Origin of the sequence: Sphingomonas sp. Sphisp66, from assembly GCF_047324325.1 — a bacterium.
Lineage (GTDB): Bacteria > Pseudomonadota > Alphaproteobacteria > Sphingomonadales > Sphingomonadaceae > Sphingomonas.
The window spans coordinates 3,433,458-3,449,555 of the sequence record NZ_CP168508.1 but is presented as its reverse complement, the minus strand read 5'-3'; the positions used below and the strand labels follow the sequence as shown (position 1 = coordinate 3,449,555).

Annotated in this window: 16 protein-coding genes; 11 read left to right on the top strand and 5 right to left on the bottom strand. The window is 65.0% G+C overall.

Features of this window, described 5'->3' with window-relative positions:
• Positions 1-115: 115 nt before the first annotated feature.
• Complete coding sequence (locus tag ACEN8G_RS15500; RefSeq protein ID WP_413413728.1) at positions 116-2,836, top strand: TonB-dependent receptor; 2,721 nt, start codon at positions 116-118, stop codon at positions 2,834-2,836.
• A gap of 217 nt (positions 2,837-3,053) precedes the next feature.
• Here the strand turns inward: ACEN8G_RS15500 and ACEN8G_RS15495 are convergent, their stop codons facing one another.
• Positions 3,054-3,704, bottom strand: coding sequence for a GAF domain-containing protein (locus ACEN8G_RS15495; protein WP_413413726.1), 651 nt, complete (start codon positions 3,702-3,704; stop codon positions 3,054-3,056).
• Positions 3,705-4,069: 365 nt separating this feature from the next.
• Here ACEN8G_RS15495 and ACEN8G_RS15490 point away from each other — a divergent pair, with 365 nt between their 5' ends.
• Complete coding sequence (locus tag ACEN8G_RS15490) at positions 4,070-4,273, top strand: hypothetical protein (protein WP_413413725.1); 204 nt, start codon at positions 4,070-4,072, stop codon at positions 4,271-4,273.
• 148 nt (positions 4,274-4,421) lie between these two features.
• Here ACEN8G_RS15490 and ACEN8G_RS15485 read toward each other — a convergent pair whose 3' ends face one another.
• Positions 4,422-5,237 carry a hypothetical protein gene (locus ACEN8G_RS15485; RefSeq protein ID WP_413413724.1) on the bottom strand — a complete coding sequence of 272 codons (816 nt, stop codon included), beginning with the start codon at positions 5,235-5,237 and terminating at the stop codon, positions 4,422-4,424.
• 56 nt (positions 5,238-5,293) lie between these two features.
• Positions 5,294-6,742, bottom strand: coding sequence for a thiol-activated cytolysin family protein (locus ACEN8G_RS15480; RefSeq protein ID WP_413413723.1), 1,449 nt, complete (start codon positions 6,740-6,742; stop codon positions 5,294-5,296).
• A gap of 440 nt (positions 6,743-7,182) precedes the next feature.
• On the opposite strand from ACEN8G_RS15480, the gene ACEN8G_RS15475 reads away from it, so the two are divergent.
• A complete protein-coding gene (locus tag ACEN8G_RS15475; protein ID WP_413413722.1) occupies positions 7,183-8,001 on the top strand; it encodes a hypothetical protein in 819 nt (272 codons plus the stop codon).
• A gap of 179 nt (positions 8,002-8,180) precedes the next feature.
• On the opposite strand, the gene ACEN8G_RS15470 is transcribed toward ACEN8G_RS15475, so the two are convergent.
• Both ACEN8G_RS15470 and ACEN8G_RS15465 read right to left on the bottom strand, forming a co-directional pair.
• Positions 8,181-8,723 (bottom strand): DNA -binding domain-containing protein, encoded by a 543-nt coding sequence (locus tag ACEN8G_RS15470; protein ID WP_413413721.1) that lies wholly within the window; start codon positions 8,721-8,723, stop codon positions 8,181-8,183.
• On the bottom strand, positions 8,704-8,982 hold the full coding sequence (locus ACEN8G_RS15465; RefSeq protein WP_413740616.1) for a transcriptional regulator domain-containing protein: 279 nt from the start codon (positions 8,980-8,982) through the stop codon (positions 8,704-8,706). Before ACEN8G_RS15465 ends, ACEN8G_RS15470 begins: the two co-directional genes overlap by 20 nt.
• 121 nt (positions 8,983-9,103) lie before the next feature.
• On the opposite strand from ACEN8G_RS15465, the gene ACEN8G_RS15460 reads away from it, so the two are divergent.
• The 8 genes from ACEN8G_RS15460 to queC all read left to right on the top strand — a co-directional run bounded on the left by ACEN8G_RS15460 (position 9,104) and on the right by queC (position 16,073).
• The gene (locus ACEN8G_RS15460) at positions 9,104-9,499 is read left to right on the top strand and encodes a hypothetical protein (RefSeq protein WP_413413719.1); all 396 of its coding nucleotides are present in this window, start codon (positions 9,104-9,106) and stop codon (positions 9,497-9,499) included.
• A gap of 449 nt (positions 9,500-9,948) precedes the next feature.
• The gene (locus ACEN8G_RS15455) at positions 9,949-10,890 is read left to right on the top strand and encodes a hypothetical protein (RefSeq protein WP_413413718.1); all 942 of its coding nucleotides are present in this window, start codon (positions 9,949-9,951) and stop codon (positions 10,888-10,890) included.
• A complete protein-coding gene (gene dbpB, locus ACEN8G_RS15450; RefSeq protein ID WP_413413717.1) occupies positions 10,887-12,005 on the top strand; it encodes a DGQHR domain-containing protein DpdB in 1,119 nt (372 codons plus the stop codon). Before ACEN8G_RS15455 ends, dbpB (ACEN8G_RS15450) begins: the two co-directional genes overlap by 4 nt.
• Complete coding sequence (gene dpdA, locus ACEN8G_RS15445) at positions 12,002-13,333, top strand: tRNA-guanine transglycosylase DpdA (protein ID WP_413413716.1); 1,332 nt, start codon at positions 12,002-12,004, stop codon at positions 13,331-13,333. Before dbpB (ACEN8G_RS15450) ends, dpdA begins: the two co-directional genes overlap by 4 nt.
• Positions 13,284-14,378 carry a DGQHR domain-containing protein DpdB gene (gene dbpB / locus ACEN8G_RS15440; RefSeq protein ID WP_413413715.1) on the top strand — a complete coding sequence of 365 codons (1,095 nt, stop codon included), beginning with the start codon at positions 13,284-13,286 and terminating at the stop codon, positions 14,376-14,378. The genes dpdA and dbpB (ACEN8G_RS15440) overlap by 50 nt, the downstream gene beginning before the upstream one ends.
• Complete coding sequence (gene queE / locus ACEN8G_RS15435) at positions 14,375-15,007, top strand: 7-carboxy-7-deazaguanine synthase (RefSeq protein ID WP_413413714.1); 633 nt, start codon at positions 14,375-14,377, stop codon at positions 15,005-15,007. Before dbpB (ACEN8G_RS15440) ends, queE begins: the two co-directional genes overlap by 4 nt.
• Positions 15,007-15,381, top strand: coding sequence for a 6-pyruvoyl trahydropterin synthase family protein (locus ACEN8G_RS15430; RefSeq protein WP_413413713.1), 375 nt, complete (start codon positions 15,007-15,009; stop codon positions 15,379-15,381). The genes queE and ACEN8G_RS15430 overlap by 1 nt, the downstream gene beginning before the upstream one ends.
• Complete coding sequence (gene queC, locus ACEN8G_RS15425; protein ID WP_413413712.1) at positions 15,378-16,073, top strand: 7-cyano-7-deazaguanine synthase QueC; 696 nt, start codon at positions 15,378-15,380, stop codon at positions 16,071-16,073. Before ACEN8G_RS15430 ends, queC begins: the two co-directional genes overlap by 4 nt.
• The last annotated feature ends 25 nt before the right edge of the window (positions 16,074-16,098 follow it).

The following is a 16,098-nucleotide window of genomic DNA, read 5'->3' as shown; positions in this document are numbered from 1 at the left end:
GCGCTCGATCTGCCTGCTTGCCGTCTGCTTGGTTGATCGTTTAACAAGAGCAATCTCCGGGGAGAGAGTCCGCAAAGACGGGCAGCGCCACCGGAGGAAAAAGAGGAGGATAGCCATGAAGCCCAACAAGCGTTTTCGCTTTATCGGCATGACTGGAATGGCGACGATTCTGATCGCCACGGCACCCGCAATGGCTGCCGGCAATCCCGTCGATGCACGCCCGGTCCAGCCGCAGGATACCCCGACGCCGCAGTCCGCGGCCGCGCAGTCCAGCGTGCAACCCACCGAGGAAGAGCAGGCCATCGTCGTTAACGGCCTGCGCGAAAGCCTCAGGCGCGCGGTCGATATCAAGCGCTCGGCCGACAACATCGTCGATTCGATCGTGGCCGATGATATCGGCAAGCTGCCCGACCAGAACATCGCCGAGGCGATCCAGCGCATCCCAGGCGTGACCATCTCGCGCGACAATGGCGAGGGGCAGTTCATCACGGTGCGCGGCCTGGGGCCGGCGTTCAGCACCGCCCTCTATAATGGCCGCATCCTCGCGACCGAGAACCAGGGACGCGAGTTCAGCTTCGATATCCTGCCGGCCGAGTTGATCAACCGGGTCGACGTGTCGAAGACGCCGACGGCCGCGCAGGTCGAAGGCGGGATCGCTTCGACCGTCGACATGTACACCGCACGGCCGTTCGATTTCGGCAAGACCAAGCTCGTCGTCTCGGCGCAGGGCAATTACGACAAGCTGCGCGGCCAGGTCTCTCCCCAGGCCTCCGGGCTGTTCAGCACCACCTTTGGCGGTGGCAATTTCGGCGTGCTGGCGGCCTTTTCCTATATCGACCGCAAGATCGAGGGCCGGCGGATCTTCACCGACGGGTGGGAAGCCAATCAGAGCCTCGACTTCAACCGCGACGGCACGCCCGAGCACACCGGCGTGTCGCTGCCGACCTATGTCGAATACGGCGTCAACGCGACCAACCGCAAACGCATCTCCGGCCTGCTGACGCTGCAGGCGCGGCTGTCCGACAGCCTGGTCTTCACCGCCGACGGCCTCTACTCGAAGCTCGACGTCAACGACGATAACAAGGTGTTCTTCGTCTATGGCGGCCCGGGCGACGTGCGCGCCGGCACGGTCGATGCAAATAACACGCTCACCAGCTACACGGGCATTGCCTCGGGGCCGATGGTCACCAACCAGATCCGGCCGCGCCTCGCCCAGACCTACCAGCTCGGCGGCAATCTGGAATGGAAGCCGGATGGCCCCCTGTCCGGATTCCTCGACGTTTCCTGGTCCAGGGCCAAGGACGAGACCGGCGGCAACCAGGCCTGGTTCGAGAGCAATCTCGCGGCCCCGGGCTATTCGCCAGCTGCCGTGCAGATGCAGCTCCAGAACGGCCTTCCCGTCTATACCGGGCTCGGCAATTTTCTCGACACGACGAACGCCAGGCTCGGCTACATCACGTTTGAAGGCGTCAGCGTCTCCGATGAAATCTATCAGGTCAATTCCGAGCTGAAATATGATTTCGGCGGCGGACTGCTGCGTCAGATCGCGGTGGGCGGCAATTACTCGGACCGCAAGAAGGCGCGCTTCTCCTACAAGACGCCGGATGCGCTGCAGAGCGTGTTCGGCGGAATAGCGGTGCCGCAAAGCGTGTTCGGCACGCCGGCGGACGCCAGCGACTTCCTCGGGCTCGACATGTTCCCGAATGGCTTCCCCGCCTATAGCGCGAGCGATATCGCAGCCTATCTGCTCACCGACCAGGCGATCAACGCGACGTCCAATCCGGCCGCCACGCGCGCCGCACTCGCGGCGAACGGCGGCACGCTCGACGTCGCGCTGGTCCCCAGCAACAGCGGCTCGGCACAGGAGCGCACCTTTGGCGGCTTCGCCCAGGCCTCGTTCGGCGGCAGCCTCGGCTCGCACAACTGGTCGGGCAATATCGGCATCCGCTACACCAATACCAGGGTGACGTCGCGCGGGTTCGGCCAGGAGATCATCAGCATCACGACACCGCCCGGCCTCGATCCGGTCGTCAACCTGTCGGCCCCGCAGCCGATCGTCGCCAAGGGCTCCTACAGCCAGTGGCTGCCCAGCGCGAACGTCAAGTTCGACGTCGCCAGGAACCTGGTGTTCCAGGCGGCGGTGGCGAAGACGCTGACCCGGGCGACGCTGAGCGATCTCCTGCTCATCCGCAACATCAACCCGCGCCCGCGCGAACGCGCGATCACCGACGGCAATCCCGGCCTGCTGCCGATGATCGGGTGGAACTATGACGCGGCGCTGACCTGGTATCTCGACAAGTCGAGCTTCCTGAGCGTCGCGGCGTTCGCCAAGGACCTCGACAATATCTCGGAATCGGTGACGACCAACATCCAGATCCTGGGGCTCGATTTCCGCCGCACCCGGCCGGAGAATGTCGGCAGCGACAGCTACAAGGGCATCGAGTTCTCCGGCCAGTACACCTTCAGCGGGCTGCCCGCGCCGCTCGACGGCCTCGGCATCCAGGCCAATATCAGCCTGGTCGAGCCCAAGGGCACGACCTACAATGTCGTCGGCTTCTACGAGAAGGGCCGGCTGCAGATGCGCCTGGCCTATAACTACCGCAACGCCTATGAGCAGACCGCCCAGGGCAATCGCGGCCAGCCGGTCAATGTCGATGCCTACGGGATCTGGGACGCCAGCATCAACTTCGCGCTGAACGACCATGTCACGCTCTTCGCCCAGGGGCTCAACCTGTTCAACGAGAAGACCTTCACCTACTCGGTCTTCAAGGAACGCGTGATCACCTACGAGACGTACGGCCCGCGCTACGCACTGGGTATCCGCGCGAACTTCTAGATCGCCTCCTGCATCCTCCAGCGGCCGCCGGCGGCGGTCGCTGGAGGGGTCGCACCCGATCCCTGGCCGCCCGCGGCACGGCCCATCGGCTTCGGATCGTGGCCATCGACGATGACAACCGCGTCATTCTCGTGGAGCAACCGGCAATCGTTCCTGCTGCTACCTCGACTGGTCAGACACTCCAAGCGCGCGTCTTCGGCACACGCGACCAGCGCCGCTATTTCCAATGCGCCCCGAACTTCGCCTCCATCCGACGAAGTTCCTCATCGAGCACGGCCACTTCGGCGTCGTTCTGGTCCGCGACGGCGAAACGGATGCGGGTACTGAGCTCGGCAATCGCATATTTTGCGTACGCAAGTGCATTTGCCTCGCGCTCGATCACTTCCGTCGCCTGGCTGGCGAGGGACTTGAGCAATGCAAGGCCGCTCGCGTCCACGGTCCGGGGTTTCTGGTCCAGAAGGCACAATGTACCCAGCGCAAAGCCATCGCTGGTTACGAGAGGTGCGGCGAAATAGGCACGCACGTTCATTTCAAGCACGGCGGGAGCGAATTTGAAGCGTGGCTCGTGCCAGGCATCGGGGACACACAAGGGCGCGTAATTGCGAACGCCGATCGCGGCGTCGCAGAAGCTGTCGGGCCTGGCGAACTCCCTGGGATCGAAGCCATAGGCGACGGCGAGCCAGAGCGTGGAGCGGTCGACGATAGACACTGCGGAAAAGGGAAAACCGGTCCCTGCGGCGACCCGCTCAACGATCTGGGAGAGCTCGGCGTCGCCGCTCATGCCAAACACGCCGCTCGTCAGCACGCGCGCCTGACGGCGAAGCTCCGTGAGGTCCGGCGGGTTACATTCGCGCGCTTGTTCGATCAATGCGAAGTTCCTCAATCGATCCCAACTTCCCCTGGGCCCAATAGTTTCGCCTAACGCACGAGATATCAAGACAGGTTTTGCCCGCCGTGAGTATTGCCGGATGGGCTAATGGCATCGCATCCTTCGCTGAGCGAGAAGCGCAGGTACGCGTCTATGCTACCGAGCCAGGACTAATTGCCTTCGTCGGCACGCGCACAAAATCATCGCCGACTTGAGGCTGGCAACCGCAAGAAGCCTTAATCAGCCGCCCAACCTGTTCCCACTGTAATCGACGCGAGGCGAAGTTGCGAGCAGCCTGGCCGCTCACCATATGGCCGGGTCGCAGAGACTGCATAGCTCTACTTTGAAGAAGGAGGGTGAACTCGATGCTGGTGGCGGCACAACAGGCGATCGTGCGTAAGGCCGGAGCTGCGAAAGCCGTGGTCCTACTTGCAGGTCAAACCAAACACGTAAGCCTCATCGTGAAGTCGGCCGATGAATTCGGTATCTCCGCGGAGCCCGCTGCCGGAGATTCGCACGTCATCGTCATTCCGTGGTCGGCGATTACATCGCTATCGTTCGAAAAATAGGTCCTTGGTACGTCGCGGCGAGCAATGGAACTGCGACGCGAACCCTGGTCAGGCCGCGGGCACCGCGACGGCGAACAAGGCAGCCCGCGGATCACGTCGGCTGCCGGGGCCGATCGCTCGACCGTCCCGTCGGCGACGACGAGGCCCCCTATGGCGGATACACAGATGCAGGGTGTGCCGCGCGCGATGCCGCGCGCGGGCCGGCAGGATCTTCTACGTGCCGAACACCCCGCGCGAGCCCGGTCAACGGCGCTTGCGCCCGGTGCTTTTTGGCGGCCGGCGCCGCCTTCTGGTCCTTCGGCGCGAGTGCGACACCGAGACGAGTGGCCAGATTTCGACCGATCGCTGCGATGCTTTCCTCGCCCTGGCGCGTCAGGAGCGGCGGCGCGGAGAAGGTGCGCGCCGTCAGCAGGACGACCACGTGCTTCGATGCGGCCAGCCGCTTGACCGCGGGCATCTGGGATTCGTGAATCTCGCCGGCCCGGTCGATGATTTCCCCGACCCCCTCGATCGCATTCCTGACGAGACCGGCGAGGCCCGGGGTCCCGGCAAAGCCCGTGAACGGGGTCACGAAGCTGGTGAGGACGCCGTCGAAACTGTAGGTCTTGTCCGGGATGAAGGCATGCGCGTGATAGTCGCTCGGGATATCGACTTCATTGACGCGAATGACCTGCTCGTCCGGCCCGCCATAGGGGGAGGGCACGAATTCCTCGATCTTCGCACCGGCGGCGATCCCGCTCCAGACGAAGCGCTCCTCGTGGCCGGCCATTTCGCGGAGCACCGCCTCCAGCGCGTGGGTGCCTCTCCCCTCGAAGACGATATCCTTGAAGAGAAGGTTGTGGCGGCGCAGGACGGTGAGCGATCCGCTTCGCCTGCCACCCTTGAGCCACCGGGGCCCGAACGCGATTCCGGGGAGCGCCGCAGCCTGGTCGGACACGACCCAGCCATATCGAACCTTCGCCATGGAGTTTCTCCTTTCCTTCGCCCGGGATCGGGCGGTCACGCATGGGATCGAAATGCTCAGCAGGTGCCGGACTGCGGCTGCACGGTCGTCCCGGCGATGCGCAGGCAAGTGCCCGCGCGCCGCCTGGGGATGTCGTTCCAGTAGCCAGCCTGGCGCCAGTCATTGTGGAAGAAATCGAATTCGCCGAGCACGGTGAGGCCCCGGGCGTCCGCGGGAACGGAGATGGTGCGCCGCCAGCCCGCGGTCTGGACGCCGCTGTGCCAGCTTCTGTCCTCGGTCCCCTCGCCGACGCCACGCGGCTGCTGCCATCTGACGATGAACCGGCCCCGATAGCCGCCATCGTGGCGCAGCTCGATCGCGTAATTGTCGAGGGTCCTGCAGCTCGGTACCGCGAAAGGACCGTCGTAGCGGGCATGGGCCAGCTCGCCGGTCAGCAGATTGACCGTATAGCCGATCGGCAGGCCGGGATTGTCGCGGGCGAGCTGGCTGCCGCGCTCGATGATGTCCTTCACCTGCCGGTCGTTGTCGGGGCCCTGGGCGACGACGCGCGCCGCATGCTCGGCGCCGCCGCCGAGGACGATGACCCCGAACCGCGAAGCGTTCGCCACGCGCCGCGCATGCGCGCTGACCTGCCCCTCGGCGCCGGTCCCGCCCGTCGCATAGTCGAGCGCGGCCTTCGCATCCGCTTCGCTGACGGAGGCCTCGGTCTCCATGCTGACCAGGATGAGCCGGCCATAGGCGACGCTGCTCACATAGCCGGGCAAGCGGGCAGGGCCGAAGTCGCTGCGCAGCCGCGCGACGCTGACGTCCCTGCGGAAGAAGCCGGCGACGTTGCGCGGACGGTCGACCCCGACGGTATAGAAAACCTGCCGGAAGACCGCGAGGTAAGTCGCCCGGGACTGGTCGCTCGACGCCGACAGCATCGCCGATGCCCGGCCTCCGGCCCATTGCGCGCTGAAGCCGAGGCCGGCCGCTGCCTGTTGCGCGTTGTACGAGCGCGTCCTGCGGTAGCTGACGATCGCCGGCGCCTGATAGCCTCGACCTGCCGGGCCGGAGAGCCAGGTGCTGACGACGCCGTCCACCGCTGCATGGACCGTGCCCGCGCTGGGCTGCGGGACCAGGAATCGCGCATCGGCGCCGAGGCCGGGCAGCGAGATGTTGAGGGCGAGGGGCGGGCGCGGGTAGCTGGTGACGGTCGGCCGGCCCTGGGCGAGCCGCTCGTCGACGACCAGGATCGCCCCGGGGTAGATCCGGTTGGTATCGGCGGAGAGGATCGCGAAGGAATCCTCCAGCTGGCTGCCGCTGAGTTCCTGGGCTTCGCAGACGATCGTCTGCACGTTCGTCTCGCGCCGGGAAGCCGGCGGCACGGCCGGTGCCGAGAGCGAAAGCACTCGGGTCGCATCGCGCGGCAGGCCGAGCAGGAAGGACTCGACCGGGTCGGTGGCCGGGGCCGCGACGCCCGGGGCCAGGGCGAGAAGCAGGGTCGCTGGCAGCATGGCACGCATGAATGGCTGTCCTTTCCTCGGTTGGAGCGCGGCGACGGCGCAGCCGCCGCATCAAATATTCGAGCTCCGGCGAAGCACCCGGCATGGCCGGTGCCGGTCCCCCGGCCGAAGGACCCAGGCCCGGCGCCGTCGGCGCACCCCGCGGCACGACGCGGTTCCCGTGTCCGGGCGCCCCGCACCACCCGTCCGCGACCCGCCGACGGGTTCGGCGATAACGAGCCGCCGCGATCGTCGGGCGGTGCTTAAGGCCCCGCCAATCATGAACTGGTCTGGCCCGGCTTTCCGGCGGGCAATAGTCTTGGTCGACCGGCACATGCTACGTGCGGAGGACCGATCTGCAACGTAACTTTGGTGGCATATCCGCCGCGGCAGACGACGCGACGGCGACCTGCGCGCCCGCACCTGTGTTCGCGCGGGCAGCGGAGTGGATGGAGGAGGCAATGCGCCTTTTCTCGCATCCGGCCTTCGGTGCGGCGCTCGTCCGTCTCGGCGGCAACCTGCTCGCGATCTCCGAGGCGAACCGGTCCTGCGCCCGCGCGATCGGGCAGCATCGCCGCTACGGCGTCGCGGCGCTGGTCGTCTATTTCGACGGTCGCTTCCGAAGCGCGCTCGGGCCGGCGCCGACCCGGGCGATGCTGACCGGGCTGGCGGAGCGGGCGGGGCTGGGGACCCGCCGGGGCATCGGGTCGATCCTCGACGTGCTGCTGCATTTCGGCTTCGTCTGCGAGGCGGCCCTGCCCGATGCGCGGTCGCGGCGCCTGGTCCCGGCAGGGCCGCTGACCGACTATCTGGTCGCCGGCCTCGTCGCCCGGCTCGACGCGGCGGCCCTGCTCGGCCCGCTGCCGGCCGCCGCGGCGCGGCCCGATCGGATAGTGCCGGTCTATCTCGACCAGCTGGTCGCGCCGCTCCTCGAGGAGAACCGCATGCCGCGCCAGGCTTTTCCCGAGCTGGCGCCCTTCGCCGACCGCGTGGCAGGCTATATGCTGCTCTTCCACCTGCTGGCGCTGTCGGAGCAGGTGCCACCGGGCGCGCCGGTCGCGATCCGGGTCGGCGATCTCGCGCGCCGCCTCCACGTCTCGCGCATGCAGGTGGCGAAGATCCTGGCGGCGGCGGCGCGTGCCGGCCTGTGGACGACCCATGCCGGGCCGGCCATCCGCTGGAACCCGCAGATCCATCACCGGCTCAGGCTGTTCGCCGCAGTCGAGCTGGCGCGCGCGACCTGCGCCGCGCGGACTTGCGACTTGGCGATGCAGGGATAACCCTAACGGTACGAATCGTCCGCCTGTCCAGACAGATGTGCCGTAGAGGCAGAAGGAGTTCGCGAGCCCTGTGCCGCCCACAGCGCCCGCCCGACCCGGCACAGTATCGGCCTTGTCCGCGAAGCGCCCCCGGCCCGGCTGGCGTACCGCCTTCGCCCCGACCCAGGCAGGGGCACGCATCAAGTGCCAAGTAGTGCCCGCCATCCCCCCGCCGCCATCGCCCTGGCCTCGGCCACGCGCCGTCGCACGCGCGACATCAGGAAATCGGAGCGCCCTTTCCACTCCGAGCGAACCCGTTCCTCGCCATAAAGCGCAACCGCCATCTCGCGATAGGAGGCGCCCGCGGCGATCGCGTCCCCGACCCGAAGCGTCTCGAGACGCCGCGGCAGGCCGGGCTCGGTCGGATAGAGCAGCCGCGCGAACCGGCCGGTGCGCCACAGGCCCAGCATGCGCCGCAGGGTCAGCACCGGCGCCTCGACGCGGGTCAGTCCCGATAGCAGATAGTCGAGCCGGGCCGGTCCTTCCTCGACGAGCGTTCCTTCGACCACATCGATCCGGATGCGGTGCCAGCCATCGGACAGGGCGACATGCTCGCGGCCGCCGCCGCGCACGATCGTTGCCCAGCGCGCCAAGCGGGCAAGGTCGATCGCCTCGGGATCCGAGCCAGCACTCGGCACCGCGCGGACCCGCAGCACGAAGGGATCAAGGTCCGCATGCCACAACAGGCGCGCCTCGGGCGCCGGACGGTCGGCGTCCTCGGCGAAAGCACAGGCCGAAAGCCCGGGCGTCCGCCTCCATTTCCAGATGCAGCGGCGTCCCGACCCCGACGCGCCGCAGCCGCGCGCTGAGCGCCACATAGGCGGGATCGCGGCGCAGCCATTCCCAGGCGAGCCCGGCGCGATCGATCCCGGCCAGCGCGCGGTAGGGCGCGCTGTCCCGCCAGTCAGGACGACGGTCAGACGCCGGCGCCATTGCCGGCATGCCGGAGTAAAAGCCTTGTGCCCAAGCGACTAGGCTCCAGCTCTTGCCAAGCGCATTCGCCAAGCCCCCAGAACCGGATCAAGCGCGGCGTCCTATCGGTCCGACCGCGGCGGCGACGGGAATGCGCCGGGCGCGGACAGCGCAGGGTTCGGTCACCGACACAGCAGCTCGGGGCACGTCCTTCATCGGTATCGCGTTGCCCACGGGAGGCGCGACAGCACGAGAGTTCGCCACCCCTATCGAAACCGCGAATTTCGACGGCGCGCGTCGCCTGTCCGACATCCAGCGAACCGATGCCGTCCGTCCGCGGCTCAGCGATCGCCAGCGCGACTGCATCTACCGGGCAGCCGGAGGCAAGTCGGAGGGGGAGACGGCGCAGATTCTCGGCATCGGCCATGGGACGGCTCCAACACATGAAAGAGGCGCGGAAGCGCTACTGTTTCTTCAACGAGACCAGCTCGCGATCCACGCCCTCTATGACGGGGCGCTCACCTTCACAGATGCGATGCGCAGGTAAACTCCCCATTTCTGGGGAGTGGTCATCCACTGCGCCCAAGAGCAGTATCGACCCGCCACAGCCGGGCGAGCCCGACCCGTCGTTCATCCAATACGACGCCAGCGCCCCCAGTACTGCCGTGATGCGCGCTATGTTCGAAGCCAGTAAGCCGTCTTCGTCGACCTGCTGGGGCTGGTATCTGCCGGTCCTGGCCGGCCGCCACGAGATTGACCAGTTTGACGACCCCATGCGCACTAGCTGATCCTCGCCGACGCCGACCAGAACCACCTCGGCTCGAAGCGGCTGCCACCGACGACGTGTCCGCACATCCTAGGCGATCTTTTCGCTCTTTTCGCTTGGTTGTGCGACGCACTCCAAGTCCATTGTGCGGTAAAGTGGCCCTGCCAATCGCGAAGGAGAGGAGTAAATGCAGACTGGATTGCACGACTGATCGAGTATATGACATTGCATTGCTCGAATTTGCCGTAGTTTATGCCATGCCTCTTGTCGTCAGTGCCTGTACCAAGAAAAAGATGGGTGGGGCACAGGTGCGCGCAGCGGATATGCCCTCTGGCACGCTGGAAGTCGTCGGCGGCAACTGGATAGCCGCACTGCGCGGGGTCACGGCGCTGACGGATGCGGCGAAGCTCTATCAGGGCGCTAGCCACGCCGAAAGCCGGCGCGCCGCGCTGGACTCAGGTTATCCCCATCTAATCGTCTCGGCCGGACTCGGGCTGATTTCGGCGGACGCTCGGGTTCCGAATTATGCGGCTTCGGTGCTGATGGGCGAGGATGATATTCTCGCTAAGCTTCGCGACGGCGCCAAGGCGAGTTTGTGGTGGCGCTGGCTACAAGAACGGTCGCCATTTGCCCGATCTCTCAAGGCTGCGATTCAGTCAATCGACGGTCCATGCCTTATCGGGCTCTCGCAGGCGTACCTCGAGATGGTGCGGGATGACCTGTTGTCCCTCCCGGAAGATGTGCTCGGTCGGGTCCGCCTATTCTCCGGATCGCGCGTGCCGCGAGTGCTTGCGCATCTGCAAATGCCTTATGACGATCGATTGGACGGCCCCTCGAGCCCGTTCAGAGGCACGCGATCGAACTTCGCGCCGAGAGCCATGCGGCATTTCGCGACGCAACTCCTGCCAGGTAAAGAGGGCGAAACGGTCGAGCGGCATGCCGCGGCGGTCGAAAATGCGCTGGCAGATTGGACCTTCCCGTCGCGGACCATGGGTGCCCGGAAGACCGATGCGGAGCTTCGCGATATTCTAAGTGCGCATTGGGATGCGACAGGCGGGCGATCCACCCGGATGCTCCGGCTCCTTCGCGACGATCTGGGGATAGCCTGCGAGCAAGGCCGGTTCGCCGGCCTGATGCGCGATATGCGTGCGGCGCGGAGCGGGGGCGCATGAAGAAGACGCAGGAAAAATTGCGGGTCCGGGCGACGCGCACCCGCCAAGGCGACGGCATCGAGGTCTTTTCGTTTTTTCTGCGCGGCGCCGATGTGGCGCGGATCGCCGACATCAACCGTGTCGGGCGCTCGAACGACGAACTCGAGGGTTTTCAGCGACCGGAGATCAAGGATCATGTCCGCTCGATCACCGAGTTTCTCGATTCGGGCTCCGTGCTCTTCCCCAACGCGATCATTTTGGCCTTCTCGTCGGATGTCTCTTTTCGAGCGGTCCGCGGACGCGGGGTCAAGGATTGCTCGGACATCAGCGATGGCGGCGTGATCACCATCCCCGTGCGCGATCAGGGAAAGCGCGCCGCGTGGATCGTTGATGGTCAGCAGCGCTCACTTGCGCTCGCCCAGGCCAGGAATGATACGCATGTCGTGCCGGTCGTGGGCTTTTTGAGCGCGGACCTTGCGACCGCCCGCGAGCAGTTCATCCTCGTCAACAAGGCGAGGCCGCTCTCGGCGCGACTGATCGACGAATTGCTGCCTCAAGTCGGGGGCTTGCTGCCGCAGGATCTGGAGGAGCGCCGACTGCCGAGCGTGCTCACCGATGAGCTGGCCAAGGATCCCAACTCGCCGTTCTACAAGATGCTAAAGCGCAAGTCCGACCCGGCAAATGCGGGCGTCATCACCGATTCCTCGCTGCGCGCGGCGATTGGTCAGAATCTGAAATCGTCTATGGGTGCGCTGTCGCAATATCGCGGCGGCGATGAGGTCGATACCGACGCGATGTACCGGACGCTGTTCACCTACTGGAGCGCGGTGCGCGACGCCTTTCCCGAGGCCTGGGGGAAGAAATCGACCCAAAGCCGGCTCATGCACTCGGCGGGCATTCGCGCGATGGGCGTGCTGATGGACCAGATCATGGTTCGGGCGGATAGCACCGCGGACCCCGAAAAGGAGGTTCGCGCGTCGCTCGAGCGCTTGGCGCCGCACTGTCGCTGGACGAGCGGAGTGTGGGAGGAACTTGGCCTGAAATGGAATCAGGTTCAATCCATGACCAACGAAATCCAGAAGCTCGCCGAGCATCTGTGCCGCATCGACCGTAAGCTGGCGCGGGTGAAAGCATGAAGTTCATTTTCGCCGACAGCTTGGACTATGTGGATCCGGCGTTCGACTTCATTGCCGATCGCAGCCCGGCCGAGCGTCAGCCCTATTGGGACGACGCCTATCCGCACGAGATTCTCGGCTATGCACCGTATGACGGCGTGCTGGTTTCGCGCGGGATCATCGGCGACCACAGGGTCAAGGGGAAATACACTTCGAGTCAGGCCCGGCGTTTCCACCTCGTCGGCGCCCGAAAATTCCTTCGGCTCGACAAGCCGCAGTTCAAGGATCTGGATATTTTCGGCGACTGCGGCGCCTTCACCTATGTCCAGGAGGAGCGGCCCCCGTACAGCGCGGTGGAAATGGCCGAATTCTACGACGAATGCGGCTTCACCCACGGCGCGTCGGTCGATCATATCATCTTCGACTTCGACCCGGCCGCCAAGGGCATGGGCGGCGGCAGCGACGATGCGAAGGCGCGGTTCGAGATCACGCTGGAGAACGCCGATGCCTTCCGCCGCGAGGCGCTGGCGATGGATGCGAGCTTCACCCCGATGGGTGTCGTCCAGGGCTGGTCACCCGATAGCATGGCTGAGGCCGCGCGACGCCTGGTTGCGATGGGCTATGGCTATCTGGCGCTGGGCGGCATGGTCCCGCTCAAATCCCCCGAGATCAAGCTCTGCCTGGAGGCAATCCGGGATACGATCCCGCAAGAGACCCGCATCCATATTCTCGGCTTCGCCAAGGCGGAGGATATCGACAGCTTCCACGGCTATGACATTTCGAGCTTCGACACGACCTCGCCGCTAATCCGCGCGTTCAAGGATGCGAAACAAAATTATTACCTGCCGCGCGCAGGCGGTGGGCTGCGTTACTATACCTCGATCCGCATCCCGCAGGCCCTCGAGAACCCCAAACTCCAGCGCGCAGTCAAGAAGGGCCAGTTCCGTGCCGAGGATCTGGTGGTAATGGAAAGCGCCGCGCTTTCGGCGCTCAGGGCCTATGACGCTGGCGGCGCCAGTATCGAGGACGTCCTGCAGGCAGTCCTCGTCTACAGCGCGCCGCTCGTCGAAGAGAAGCCCTATCCCGACTGTACGGGCAGCGTCGCGCTTGCCCGGCTGGGCGAGCGCTATCGCGAAACCCTGACCGAGAAGCCCTGGAAGCAATGCGGCTGCTCGATCTGCACCACTGCCGGGGTGGAGGTGATCATCTTCCGGGGCAGCAACCGAAACAAGCGGCGCGGTATCCATAACCTCGCCATCTACCACGACCATATCGAACGATTGGATTTGAAGCGTGCAATTGACCGATCCGATGACTTACCTCGCCGTTTGTGCGCGACAGAGCGTTGAGCATCAGCTCTTCACTTTCGCGGCTAAGGCCGGTGACATTCTGCGCTTTGCGACGATCGACCGGATCGGCCGCAACGCGGAAGGGGAGCTCAGCGGGTTCCAGCGTCCTCAGGTCGCAGCGCATATCCGCGAGATCCGCGATTATCTCGAAAAGCCGAATGCTGTGCTACCGAATGCGATCGTGGTTGCGTTTATCGATGGCGTCACGGTCTCGGCGAAGGACGGCGCTGCGATGCTGAGCATCGATGTCAGCGACGGCGCACCAGGCTTGGTCGTGGACGGTCAGCAGCGGCTCTCGGCCCTTGCCGAACTCGACCGCGAGTTCGAGGTGTTTGTCTCGGCGCTGATCTGCCGCGATGAGGCCGAGCTCCGGCGCCAGTTTGTGCTGATCAATAACACCAAGCCTCTGCCGAAATCCCTGATTTACGAGCTGCTGCCGACGGTGGATGATTTGCCGCCGCGCATGGCCCGACGTTCAACCGCGGCCTCGATTACGGCGCGCCTCAACAACGAGAAGACCGCGCTCAAGGGCCGTATCAAACAGCATACGATGCCCGATGGGATAATTGCAGACACGCTTATTCAGAAGGTCGTGATGGAATCGCTCACCAACGGCGTGATGCGTGACTTTATCAACATGCCCCGTGGTGAGCAGAAATGCGTGGAGATCATGTCGAACTTCTTCGACGCGGTAAAACGCGTGTTTCCAGGTGACTGGCACGGCCATAAGCCTGCGACGTCGCGCCTGCTCCACGGGGCGGGCATTCAGGCTCTTGGCGATGTCATGGAGGTCCTCGCCGAGCGTGCTGATGCGCGTTCGATCGGCGATTTCGAAGAGGGTCTCCTGTGCCTTCGCGGGCGCACTGCCTGGACCTCAGGCGAATGGGACTTCGGCGATGAGATCAGGCGTTGGAACAGCCTCCAGAATCTCAACCACGATATCGCGCTGCTCAAACATTACCTGGTGGGTATCGTGAAGTCCGACCTGCGCCGTCGCGCCAAAGCCAGCGCCGAAGGCCCGCCGGAAGAGGCTGCAAGCCAATGAGCTACGCGGTCAAAGAGATCTTCAAGACGCTGCAGGGCGAAGGCGCCCAGGCCGGCCGTGCCGCGGTCTTTTGCCGCTTCACGGGCTGCAATTTGTGGTCGGGCCTGGAACGCGACCGGGCGACGGCTCAGTGCAGCTTCTGCGATACCGATTTTGTCGGGATGGACGGCTCCGGCGGGGGGCGGTTCGCTACCGCCGAAAGCCTGGCGCAAGCGATCGCGGACGAATGGGGCGAGAGCCCGGTCCGGCGTTACGTCGTGCTGACCGGGGGCGAGCCCTTGCTCCAGGTCGATGACGCGCTCATCTCCGCATTGCACGACAGTGGGTTCGAGATCGGCGTCGAGACCAATGGGACGCAGGTCGCGCCCGCCGGCATCGACTGGATTTGCGTGTCGCCTAAGGCAGACAGCCAAATCGTCCTGACCGCGGGCCATGAATTGAAGCTCGTTTATCCCCAGGCCAAGGCAGCGCCCGGCCGCTTCGAACATCTCGATTTCCACCACTTTTTTCTGCAGCCGATGGACTCTGCCGAGGCCGATGCCAATCTGGCCGCGGCGATTGCATTTTGCACCGAAAACCCGCGCTGGAGGCTCTCTATTCAGTCGCACAAAATGATCGGGATCCGCTGATGTTTGAACTGAGCAAGCAGTTCCGCTTCGACGCCGCACACACCCTGGAGCGCTCGATTGAGACCGAATCCAGTCGCCGCATCCATGGCCACAGCTACCGCGCCGAAGTTACCGTGCGCGGACGCCCGGACCCCACGACCGGGATGCTCATCGACCTGGGTATGCTCCAGCGCGCGATGGAAGACGCACGTGATGCGCTCGACCATCGCTTCCTTGACGAGATTAATGATCTCGGCCCGGCGACAATGGAGAATCTCAGCCGTTGGATATGGGATCGCTTGCGCCCGGCTATCGCCAATCTGCACAAAATCAGCGTCTACCGGGACTCGAGCGGCGAGGCCTGCAGCTATTGGGGTGAGGAAGCCGTCGCATGAGCGAAGGGGCCCTGGTTCTTTTCTCTGGCGGACAGGACAGCGCGACATGCCTTGCCTGGGCGCTTGAGCGCTTCGAGCGGGTCGAGACGATCGGGTTCGACTATGGCCAGCGCCACCGCATCGAGCTGGAGGGCAGAGCTGCGTTTCGGGAGAGCCTGGCTGGCCTTCGCGCCGATTGGGGTGCGCGGCTTGGGCCCGACCATATGCTCGATCTCTCGATCCTAGGGCAGATCAGCGATACGGCCCTTACCAGCGCCGCAGAGATCGCGATGCGGGAAGACGGGTTGCCCAACACTTTTGTGCCTGGGCGCAACCTGCTGTTCTTCACGCTGGCCGCGGCCCTCGGGTATCGCCGGGATCTGCGCCATCTGGTCGGTGGCATGTGCGAGACCGATTATTCGGGCTATCCTGATTGCCGCGACGACACCCTCAAGTCACTCCAGGTGAGCTTGAATCTTGGCATGGATAGTCGCTTCATCGTGGAGACGCCGCTGATGTGGCTCGACAAGGCTGCGACTTGGTCCTTGGCGGAAGAGCTAGGTGGGTTGGAGTTGGTCGAACTCGTTCGGACCGCCACCCATACTTGCTACAAGGGCGAGCATGATGTGCTCCACGCCTGGGGCTATGGCTGCGGCGACTGTCCGGCCTGCGATCTTCGCGCAAATGGTTGGAAATCCTACGCGTTGCGCTAGAACCTTCTGCCAAGGGCAGGGGGGA